General features: G+C 57.6%; 9 protein-coding genes. 4 read left to right on the plus strand and 5 right to left on the minus strand.

The window, feature by feature from the left end; genetic code table 11:
- The 5 genes from PHD44_RS10835 to rsmI all read right to left on the minus strand — a co-directional run.
- Positions 1-425, minus strand: a 425-nt coding sequence (locus tag PHD44_RS10835; protein ID WP_300191504.1) for a PhnD/SsuA/transferrin family substrate-binding protein, incomplete at its 3' end; no start/stop codon positions are given.
- 90 nt (positions 426-515) lie between these two features.
- Positions 516-1,742, minus strand: a complete 1,227-nt coding sequence (locus PHD44_RS10840) for an argininosuccinate synthase (RefSeq protein ID WP_300191507.1) — start codon at positions 1,740-1,742, stop codon at positions 516-518.
- Between the two features lie 197 nt (positions 1,743-1,939).
- Positions 1,940-3,067: an outer membrane protein assembly factor BamC gene (bamC, locus tag PHD44_RS10845; protein ID WP_300191509.1), complete on the minus strand. Its 1,128-nt coding sequence runs from the start codon at positions 3,065-3,067 to the stop codon at positions 1,940-1,942.
- A 136-nt stretch (positions 3,068-3,203) separates the two neighbouring features.
- A complete protein-coding gene (gene dapA, locus PHD44_RS10850; RefSeq protein ID WP_300191512.1) occupies positions 3,204-4,106 on the minus strand; it encodes a 4-hydroxy-tetrahydrodipicolinate synthase in 903 nt (300 codons plus the stop codon).
- A 95-nt stretch (positions 4,107-4,201) separates the two neighbouring features.
- Positions 4,202-5,182 carry a 16S rRNA (cytidine(1402)-2'-O)-methyltransferase gene (rsmI, locus tag PHD44_RS10855; RefSeq protein WP_300191514.1) on the minus strand — a complete coding sequence of 327 codons (981 nt, stop codon included), beginning with the start codon at positions 5,180-5,182 and terminating at the stop codon, positions 4,202-4,204.
- A 205-nt stretch (positions 5,183-5,387) separates the two neighbouring features.
- Here rsmI and PHD44_RS10860 point away from each other — a divergent pair, with 205 nt between their 5' ends.
- The 4 genes from PHD44_RS10860 to PHD44_RS10875 form a co-directional block, all read left to right on the plus strand.
- Complete coding sequence (locus tag PHD44_RS10860) at positions 5,388-7,484, plus strand: penicillin-binding protein activator (RefSeq protein ID WP_300191517.1); 2,097 nt, start codon at positions 5,388-5,390, stop codon at positions 7,482-7,484.
- Positions 7,485-7,539: 55 nt separating this feature from the next.
- Entirely contained in the window at positions 7,540-7,944 is a 405-nt protein-coding gene (locus PHD44_RS10865; protein WP_300191520.1) for a YraN family protein, read from the plus strand.
- Between the two features lie 77 nt (positions 7,945-8,021).
- Positions 8,022-8,576 (plus strand): SIS domain-containing protein, encoded by a 555-nt coding sequence (locus PHD44_RS10870; RefSeq protein ID WP_298218020.1) that lies wholly within the window; start codon positions 8,022-8,024, stop codon positions 8,574-8,576.
- Positions 8,573-9,928, plus strand: a 1,356-nt coding sequence (locus PHD44_RS10875; RefSeq protein ID WP_300191523.1) for an FAD-linked oxidase C-terminal domain-containing protein, incomplete at its 3' end; no start/stop codon positions are given. The genes PHD44_RS10870 and PHD44_RS10875, both read left to right, overlap by 4 nt.

Here is a 9,928-nt window from a genome sequence, read left to right on the forward strand (position 1 = left end):
GTGCCGCCCGGGGTCTTTACAACCATGGTAGCCAATGGCCAGACGCCATCATCCTGGCCCAGTTGCACAAACTGCAATGGTTGCGTGAGCACGAAGTCCAACCGGTTTTCCCGCACGGCGGCGGCAAGTTCGGACAGGAACATCGGCACTATACGGAAGGCATAGCCGGGATTTTTCTCGCGCAGATAAGCGGCTGTGGGGCCCCAGCGGTGAACCGTGTCTGTTTTCCCCTGATAGGCCAATACGCCGATTTCAACTACCTTGTCGGTCGTTTGGGTTGGTTCTGACGCCTGAACGCCAGCACCTGACGAGATAAACAGGAACAGCGAGAGCAACAGAAAAAAGCACTTTCCCAGACGCAATGAACGGCCTTTAGGCTGGAGTCCATCGTTCGCTTTCGTTTCAAAGAGTGCTTGTTGCGTCACTGGCTCATCCTGGGCTATCACGAAACAACGCCTGTCTATCCGAAAATCAGACACTCAGCTGCGATTCGAGCGGAGGCAACAGAAAATACCTCAAAACTTTCGGCCGGCCTGGGCGGCGATACGCAGACGCAGGGCATTGAGCTTGATAAAGCCCGCCGCGTCACGCTGATCGTAGGCACCGGCATCGTCTTCAAAGGTGGCAATGGACGGATCGAACAAGGTGTCATCCGAACGACGCCCCAGCACCTGCACGTTACCTTTGTACAGACGCAAACGCACGTCGCCATTCACATAAACTTGGGACGCGTCAATCGCCGCTTGCAGCATGACGCGCTCAGGCGACCACCAGTAGCCGTTGTAAATCATTTCGGCGTAACGCGGCATGAGTTCATCCTTGAGATGGGCGACACCGCGATCCAGCGTAATGGATTCCAGTGCCCGACGCGCCTTGAGGACAATCGTTCCACCCGGCGTTTCATAGCAGCCACGGGATTTCATGCCCACGTAGCGGTTTTCCACCAGATCGAGGCGGCCGACACCATTCGCTCCACCGAGCTTGTTCAGTTTTGCCCACAGGGTGGCTGGAGACAGGGCCTCGCCATTGATGGCAACCGGATCGCCCTTGACAAAGGTCAGCACGAATTCCTCGCCTTGCTCCGGCGCCGCTTCGGGAGATACGGACCAGCGCCACATGCTTTCCTCAGGCGTCCACCATGGATCTTCCAGATTGCCGCCTTCGTAGGAAATATGCAGCAGGTTGGCATCCATTGAATAAGGCGACTTCTTGCCCGCGGCGGCGAAATCCACCGGAATATCATGGGTCTTGGCATAGGCCATCAGCTTTTCGCGCGAGAGCAGATCCCACTCGCGCCAAGGCGCAATTACCTTGATACCGGGTTTGAGGGCATAGGCGCCCAGCTCGAACCGCACCTGATCGTTCCCCTTGCCGGTTGCGCCATGGGCAATGGCATCGGCACCGGTTTGATTGGCGATATCGACCAGGCGTTTGGCGATCAACGGACGCGCTATCGAGGTACCCAGAAGGTATTCGCCTTCGTAAACCGCATTGGCGCGGAACATCGGGAATACGTAGTCACGGATGAATTCTTCACGCAAATCTTCAATAAAAATCTGCTTGACGCCCATTTTCTGCGCCTTGATGCGCGCAGGCTCCAGTTCATCGCCCTGCCCCAGATCGGCCGTGAAAGTCACCACTTCACAGCCGTAGGTGTCTTCAAGCCACTTGAGAATGACTGAGGTATCAAGGCCACCGGAATAGGCCAGCACTACTTTTTTGAATTCGGTTTGTGTCGTCATTACGTTTCAGGAACCTGTCGTTAAAAATGCAAAATTATAAAAAGCAAAACCCAAAGCCGGATCTGGCCTACACGCCAGAATCAGACTGGAAAAAAATCAACGCCATGCAACTAATAATCGGCACGCTCCGCACATCTCATATCGAGGTTTGCGAAGCGATTGTGAAGGGTTCAGCATGACGAGATGCTGGATTGGATTTATTCCATCTGTTCGTTGATTTTGCTCAATACCGCGTAACGGTCATCGGGCAACGTACCACCAGTCACACTGATTTTAGACACGTCGATGCGCGTTGAACCGTCTTTCTGCGGCAACACTTTCAAAGTGAGCTGCATACTCATCTTCTGCTTCATATCCACCTTCGCACCGCGAATGGCGCCATCGGCATAGAACGATTGCGGGTAAGGGTGTGTGACCGTGATTTCACCGTCTTTCTGATTGCTCTTGACCGGGTTGAAGCCCAAGCGATCCAAGGCCAATCCCAAACGGTTCCATACCTGCGGATAGGCCTGACTAACGATCAGATAACGCTCGTCCTTATCTTTATTGAAGATGATTTTCGAACGCGGCGCGAAACTCGCCGCCATCAGGGCACGAGATTCTGCTTCGGTCTTGCCCGAGAGGTAGGCCGTCAAACGTGCGAGCATATCAGCCGTCAGCGTCGGGTCGGATTTGGCATTCGCATATTTGAATGAAGATTCGTCGTCTCCAGGGAAGTATGGCTTCTCGCCCGTCAACTCCATTTTCTGACTGGTCACGAACACGAGCGTCTGGTTCCTGTTCTCGCCATTTTCGATGCGGATACGCACTTTCTGGATGTGATCCGGCTTGAAGAACGTGTCTTTGGCGAGTTTCAGGAAGCTCATCAGGTTGAAACCGTTTTGATCGGCAGACTGTGTACCTGTCCAATCGGTTTCGATCAACCCCACACCCGGCTCGACTTTCTTGACGATATAACCCTCATCCTGCAAGAAATTTTGCAGTTTCGGCCATACGGCATCCGGCTTGGCATTTACCTCAAGGTAGCGTGAATCCGGGCCGCCCATGACCTTGACTCCAGTACCGGAAACCAGCACACCACTGCCTTCGGTTCGTGCTGCGGCTTGTGCCGCTCGTGCCGAAGCAATCTCGGGAACAGCCAATTCAGCGCGCGGACTTGGTGGCGTGAAGGCCGGCGGCACATCCAGCTTGGCGGCCCTGTTCACCGGTTGGTCAGAAGAAATAAACGGGATGTAGGAGCAGCCCGTCAGAGTGCTTGCGCCCAGAACCATTCCGGCCAGGATAGTAAGTTTGAATCGCGCGGCTGAAGGGGCGTTGAATGTCATGAAAAAAACTCGCGATGATAAGGAAGTAAATTTTGAGGCCATAAGGTAACCGATTCGATCACAACTTTTCTCATTTTCCAATGAGGGGCACATAAAAAAAGCGGCACAAACTGGTAACCGCTGTACTGCTGATGTCCTATGAACAACCTTCAGTGGCAATGCCAGCCGAATTCAGCGCAGCACAAACCTGAGGAATGAACTCCGGCGTCAAGGGCAACAAAGGCAGGCGGAGCGCATGAGTAGCCAAGCCCATCGCTGCAACGGCCCACTTCACCGGGATCGGATTGGGCTGGCAGAACAGTTCGCGGTGAAGGGAGGCCAGACGGGCATCAACGGCCAGTGCTTCGTCTTCATCACCACGCAACGCCGCCGATGTCATTTGATGCATCAAGGCCGGTGCCACGTTTGCCGTTACGGAAATGGTGCCCTGCCCGCCCGACAAAATCGTTTTGCATCCCAGACCGTCATCACCGCTGTACACGGCAAACCCTTCCGGCGCGCCCGCAATCAACGCCTGGATGCGCTCCAGGGATCCACTGGCTTCCTTCGTACCGATTATTCGAGGGTGCGCGCTCAAGGCCAGCGTGGTTTCTGTCGTCATGTCCACTGCGGTTCGGCCGGGCACGTTGTACAGGATCATGGGGAGGTCAACCGCATCGGCGATGGCCGTATAGTGGGCGATCAAGCCGGCTTGCGTGGGGCGATTGTAATAAGGCGTGACCGAAAGGTGCGCGACGGCACCGGCTTTTTTGGCGGCTTCGGTCAATTCGATGGCTTCACGGGTATTGTTGGCGCCCGTACCGGCGATGACCGGAATACGGCCCGCTGCCGCACGCACGGTCGCTTCGATGACGGCCACATGCTCATCGAAACCCAGCGTGGCGGACTCACCCGTCGTACCGACCGATACGATCGCGTCCGTACCTTGTTCGATATGAAACTCGACCAGCCGAGTCAATGCCGGGTAATCCACGGCCCCGGTGTCCGTCATCGGAGTGACCAGTGCCACCAGACTGCCCGTGATCTGTTGCGTCGCCATATACCGCCTTTATAGAAAAAGATTTGTTATAACTAAGTGAAGCTTTAACCCGCCATACTACCGATTGGCCGGGGTAACTGACAAGCAATCTGCGGTCAACCCTGCGAATCTTCGCCCAGCCGGGCCTGAACAATGTCGTACGCTTCGTTGCGTTTCATCGGCGTCAATTTGGTCAATATGCGGGCGATCATGCTGGCAGGCGCCTTTTCGGCCAGCAAAACAGTAAGCAATTGCTCGATAGCCACGCCCGATGCTTCGGCGGAAGTTTCCACAGGCGCAGCCCCTTCGACCAGCACCACAAACTCACCACGTTCCGGGATTTCGCCCGATTGCACGGCGGCGGCCAGATAACCCAGGTCACCGGAAACCAGCGTTTCGAACCGTTTGGTCAGCTCCCGGCCCACAACGGCGCGGCGTGCCTCGCCAAGATGCGCCCGCACGGCCTCCAGCATGGCGCGTATCCGATGCGGAGCTTCATAGAAAATCAGCGTCGCCGGCTGGGCAGCCAAAACCTGTAAACGGGCGGCGCGCGACTGCGCCTTGGCAGGTAAAAATCCTTCGAACCAGAAATGCGTGCTGTCGAGCCCGGAAGCCGACAACGCCGCAATCGCCGCACACGCGCCGGGAATGGGGCTCACGCGATGCCCCATATCGACCAGTCGCCGCACCAGCAGGCTCCCCGGGTCACTGATGGCAGGCGTGCCCGCATCGCTGATCAAGGCGACCGACTGCCCTTCAGAAAGCCATTCGGCCACCGTCGCCACGCGGGATGCTTCATTGTGTTCGTGTAACGCCACCACACGCTGGCGAACGCCGAAATGGTCCAACAGCTTGCGCGCATGGCGCGTATCCTCGCAGGCGATAACCTGTACGCCCTTGAGCACGGCAACCGCCCGTGGGCTCATATCGGCCAGATTGCCAATCGGTGTCGCCACAAGGTACAACACGCCCGGTTCAACCCAGCGGGTGGGCGTCAGGCCACCATCGACGCCCTCCGTTTCATCCGATAATGGCGAGGTTGGCGCGGCATGGGCACAACAGGTGTCCGCAGAGGAAGCGTCCATCGGCATCATCATGACTTGCTACTCAAAATTAATTTAATCATCATACCGTCCATCGCCACTAGTGTACTGTTTCACTCTTGGAGGTGCTTTCAGAGCTCTCCGAATGTGCCTCCAAGAATGAAACAGTACACTGGAAATCTCATGGCAACTGCGCCATTCCCATAACGAGAGCTACTCAATTGCCATGCTTGCCCCTATCAGAGATTTGATTAAAGATTTGAGCGCCTTCCTCCGACAAGTTGCATATTTCCGTCACATAACGAAGGCAGGCTTCGCGCTCCTGCTCGCGCTCGGCCTGCTCTCCGGCTGCGCTCAGAATCCCTATACCTCCACCACAGCGCAATCCGGCCCGCTGACTGCGCTAAACCAGGCGCTTGCCAGCCAGGATCCAAAACAGATTGCCCCCGCCCAGATGCAATATGCCGCCACGCTCAAGGGCCCAGCCCGGGCAGACATGCAGATGCGCGCGCTGGAAACGGCCATTGACGCCGAAGCGTTCACGCTCGCAAACACCCTTTATGCACAGGCAAATACGCAAGCGCTCTGGCCTGCCGTGTCCGCACGGCGCGCCCAACTGCTTACCGGTTTCGAACAATGGCAACAAGGCGCCATTTCCAAGGCATATGATACGGTCAACAATCTGCCGATCCCGCTGACTGCGGATGAAGCGAAACGTCGCCTGATCCTGCTGGCCGCCATTGATGAAGCCGAAAAACGCCCCATCGATGCGGCACGTCAACGCTCGGCACTGAACGAATTACTGACGGGTTCAGCCGCGGATAGCAACCGCGCAAAACTCTGGAATGACCTTTCTTCGGCAGACATCAATCAACTCTCGGATGCAGCGAAACAGGCAACCAATGCCAATTTTGCCGACTGGATCGGCCTTGCTCTGGTGTACCGCACACGCCCCGGCGAACTGAACACCTGGATCAACAATCACCCGAATCATCCTGCGGTCACCTCCGGCTTCACTACCCTGCTCCTTGGCCGATCGGACACTGCAGCTACCATTCCATTGCCGACCGGTCAGGGGCCAGTCATTGTTCTGGTACCTCTATCCGGTGATTACCAGCCTGTTGGCCAGGCCATCAGCGATGGCATCAATTTCGCCCATGACCGTCTTGGAATGGCAAGTGATCGCAGCGTTCAGATTCAGGACAGCGGCAGCACACTGGCCTCCTTTACCCAGGCATTGACGGCGGCGCTGGCAGCCAATCCTTCAGTGATTATCGGCCCGCTGCTCAAGGAACAAATTCCGGCGCTGGCCAACCTGCCTGCCAATGCACCACCGGTCATTGCCTTGAACACACCTGCCGAGGGCACCAGCCTGCCTGCCGGTGTCGTGAGCTATTCCCTGTCGCCCGGTGCCGATGCCCGCGCCGCCGCCGATCAAATGATTCACGATCAGAAGATGACAGCGCTGGTTTATTGTGCCGACAACAGCCTCGGTCACCGCATCTATGATGCCTTCACCCGCGAATACACCCTGCTCGGTGGACAGATCCTCGACAGCGCCTTCTTCGATCCAAACGCTACCGATTTCTCCAGCCAGCTCCGTCGGCTACTGGAAGTCACCTCTTCCAGAAATGGCCCGTTCCAACCCAGGATTCGACAAGATGCACAGGGAATATTCCTCGGTGCCACCAGCCAGCAGGCACGGATGATCGTGCCGCAACTCGATTATTTCGGCGCCGACCAGCTTCCAAGGTACAGCGTAGGAATGGTGTACAGCGGCACACCAAACCCGCTTGCCGATCAGGATAAAAGTGGCCTCGTGATTCCGGTCGAACCGGTACTGCTCGCCGCCAACGAGGGACCAAACGGCCCCATGCGCCCCAATTACGAACGCGCCAGCCTCTCGCAACTCCCGCGTCTATTCGCGTTTGGCGCCGATGCCCTGATGATTGCCGCCAACTTGCAGCCCTTACTTGCGCATCAGGTCATCAATGGGCTCACCGGCCAGTTGAGTCTGTCCCTGACCGGAGAAATTGAACGCAAACCGGCCTGGGGACAATTCCGGCAAGGCCTGCTGCAACCGATGGACGGCACGGACAGTGGCTATATCCCAAGCACTGTTGTCGATTACAGCAGCAAACAGGCAGAGGGCAACCCGACGGTTGCTCTGCCGCCGGAAAACAGCACCACGCCCGACAGTGGTGACGGCACCGCCACAGATACCCAACCGGCGGGCTCGGAACCCAACGATTCGGGTACCGCTAAAACCGTGCCGACATTCACGGATGGCGGTGGCATGGCGCCACCACCGGCAAGCGTAGCGCCCACAAATGATACTGCCCCGATGGCTAACTAATGGGCTCAGCAACCGGCTCGGCAAATTGATTCCGATGCGCGGCACGGATGCAGAGTTGCCGAACGCTAAAGCACAAACCACGCTGGCACGAGGTCACCATGCCGAGACCGTGGCAGCGGAATATCTTTCACGACAAGGACTCAAGCTGATTGACCGGAATGTCCGCGCAGGACGTGGGGAAATCGACCTGATCATGCAGGATGGCGCAACCCTTGTATTTGTCGAAGTACGTGCCCGCAAGGCGGGCGCCTGGGTATCGGCGGCGGAAAGCGTATCGTTTGCCAAACGCAAAAAAATCATCGAAACCGCAGAACGCCTGCTCAATGAAAAACCCGCCTGGCGCAACAGCCCGTGCCGCTTTGATGTGGTTGCGATCGGGCTTCCTTCCGAGTCCTCTGCCGAACCTCATTCAAGCCAGACTGAAGTAAACTGGATACAAGATGCTTTTCAGGCCGAATAATAGCCCGGCCGGATAACACCGCTGCCGCAAGCGCAAGCATAATCCAGTCCCAACGCACACTCGCATGAGAAATCACCATGCTCGATCTCGTACATAACCGACTGCAACAAACGCTATCGCAACTCGATGCGGTTCTTTCCCCGCAGACCGAACCGCTCCTGCAGGCGGCGGGTGCGATGCTCCATGCCGTCCTCAACGGCCAGAAGATTCTCGTCTGTGGCGCGCGGGAACGCTCGCAACTGGCCGCACATTTTGCCCGGCTGATGGTCGGGCAATTCGAGCATGATCGACCCGGCCTGCCGGTTATTTCATTGCAGGAATTTCCGGGCGGTCACGAGCCTTATGCCAAACCGATTCGCGCCCTTGGCACGCATAACGACATTCTGTTTGCGATTGCGCGGCGCGGCACCGAGGGCTTGCAACCCGCCTTGAATGCCGCACGGGAACGTGGCATGACGATCGTCCTGCTCACCTGTGGCGTCGCCGAACAACTGATGCCGGAGATGCAGACCAGCGACTCATTACTGTGCCTTGCCTCGGACTCCGAACGGCTGGTCCATGAAGCCCAGCTCATCATCCTGCACACCCTGTGCGACCTGATCGACCGCCAACTGCTCGGTATTACGGAATGAGCACAGCGAACAACGCCAGCTCGCTGCTCGCCGCAGACATACAGCCTCTTTATCAAGCGCTCGCTATCGAGCTCCCCGCCGACCGCCTGAGTTTCGAACCGGCCACCTGCTGGGCGTATGGCATGGATAACAGCCGCCTGCATCATGCGGCGCAACTGGTGGTCTTTCCCGATCATCACGATGAAGTCGTCACCCTCGTTCGTCTCGCCCGCCAGCATCGGATTCCCATCACCCCCAGAGGCAGGGGCACGGGCACGGCGGGCGGCAGTGTGCCATTGCACGGCGGTGTCGTGGTCGTGATGGATCGAATGAACCGGGTACTCGAATTTCGCCCGGAAGATCGTCTGATCCGCGTGCAGGCCGGCATCATCAATGCCGAGGTTCAGCGCATTGTCGCTGAGGCAGGGTTTTTCTGGCCCCCCGACCCGACCAGCAACGCGCTATGCACCATCGGCGGCAATCTCGGCTGCAATGCAGCGGGCCCCCATGCCGTGAAATACGGCACGACTCGTGAAAACGTACTGGGCCTGACTGCCGTCGCCGGTACGGGCGATACGGTCAAGGCGGGCACGCAAACCACCAAGGGCGTGGTCGGTTACGACCTCACGCGCTTGTTCATCGGTTCCGAAGGCACGCTCGGCATCATCACCGAAGCGACCTTGAAGCTCACGCCCCTGCCGGATGCCATCCGGTTGATGCGTGTTTTTTTTCGAGACATGCATGCCGCCTCTGCAGCGGTTTCCCGCCTGATGAATCAGCCTGCCACACCGTCGGCGATCGAATTCATCGATGGCAATGCCCTCAACCTGATGCGCCAGTTCAGTGACAAGAATTCTGCGCTGGACATCCCGCCCGAGGCTGGCGCCTTGTTGATGATCGAAATCGACGGGCTTGCCGAATCCCTGGATGGACAAACCCGCAAAATAAAGGCCGCAGCAGAAGGTAACCCCGGCCACCCCACGGCGCCGATCAGCCTGAACGTGGCCACCACCAAGGCTGAAATCGCGGCTCTGTGGTCGGCACGCAAAGCGCTATCCCCGACCTTGCGGCATGTGGCACCCAAAAAGATCAACGAGGATGTCGTCGTCCCGGTTTCTCGCATCCCGACGCTGATTCAGGCCATCGATCAAAGTGCGGCGCGGCACGGTATCACGATCGTCAATTTCGGTCACGCGGGTAACGGCAACATCCACGTCAATCTGCTCATCGATCCTGAAAACCCCGGTCAGATGGCGGCGGCGGAAGAAGCGCTTGGCGAGATTTTCACTACGGTGCTGGCTTTGGATGGCACGCTTTCCGGTGAGCACGGTGTCGGCGCGGTTAAACGGGACTATGTGCGGGCCGAAATCTCC

The sequence above is a fragment of the Halothiobacillus sp. genome (assembly GCF_028710545.1).
Taxonomy (GTDB): domain Bacteria; phylum Pseudomonadota; class Gammaproteobacteria; order Halothiobacillales; family Halothiobacillaceae; genus Halothiobacillus.

What these genes read in the sequence shown, in the direction of transcription:
- PHD44_RS10840 (WP_300191507.1), bottom strand. Translation starts at nt 1,742, where the DNA reads ATGACGACACAAACCGAATTCAAAAAAGTAGTGCTGGCCTATTCCGGT.
- bamC (WP_300191509.1), bottom strand. Translation starts at nt 3,067, where the DNA reads ATGACATTCAACGCCCCTTCAGCCGCGCGATTCAAACTTACTATCCTG.
- dapA (WP_300191512.1), bottom strand. Translation starts at nt 4,106, where the DNA reads ATGGCGACGCAACAGATCACGGGCAGTCTGGTGGCACTGGTCACTCCG.
- rsmI (WP_300191514.1), bottom strand. Translation starts at nt 5,182, where the DNA reads ATGATGATGCCGATGGACGCTTCCTCTGCGGACACCTGTTGTGCCCAT.
- PHD44_RS10870 (WP_298218020.1), top strand. Translation starts at nt 8,022, where the DNA reads ATGCTCGATCTCGTACATAACCGACTGCAACAAACGCTATCGCAACTC.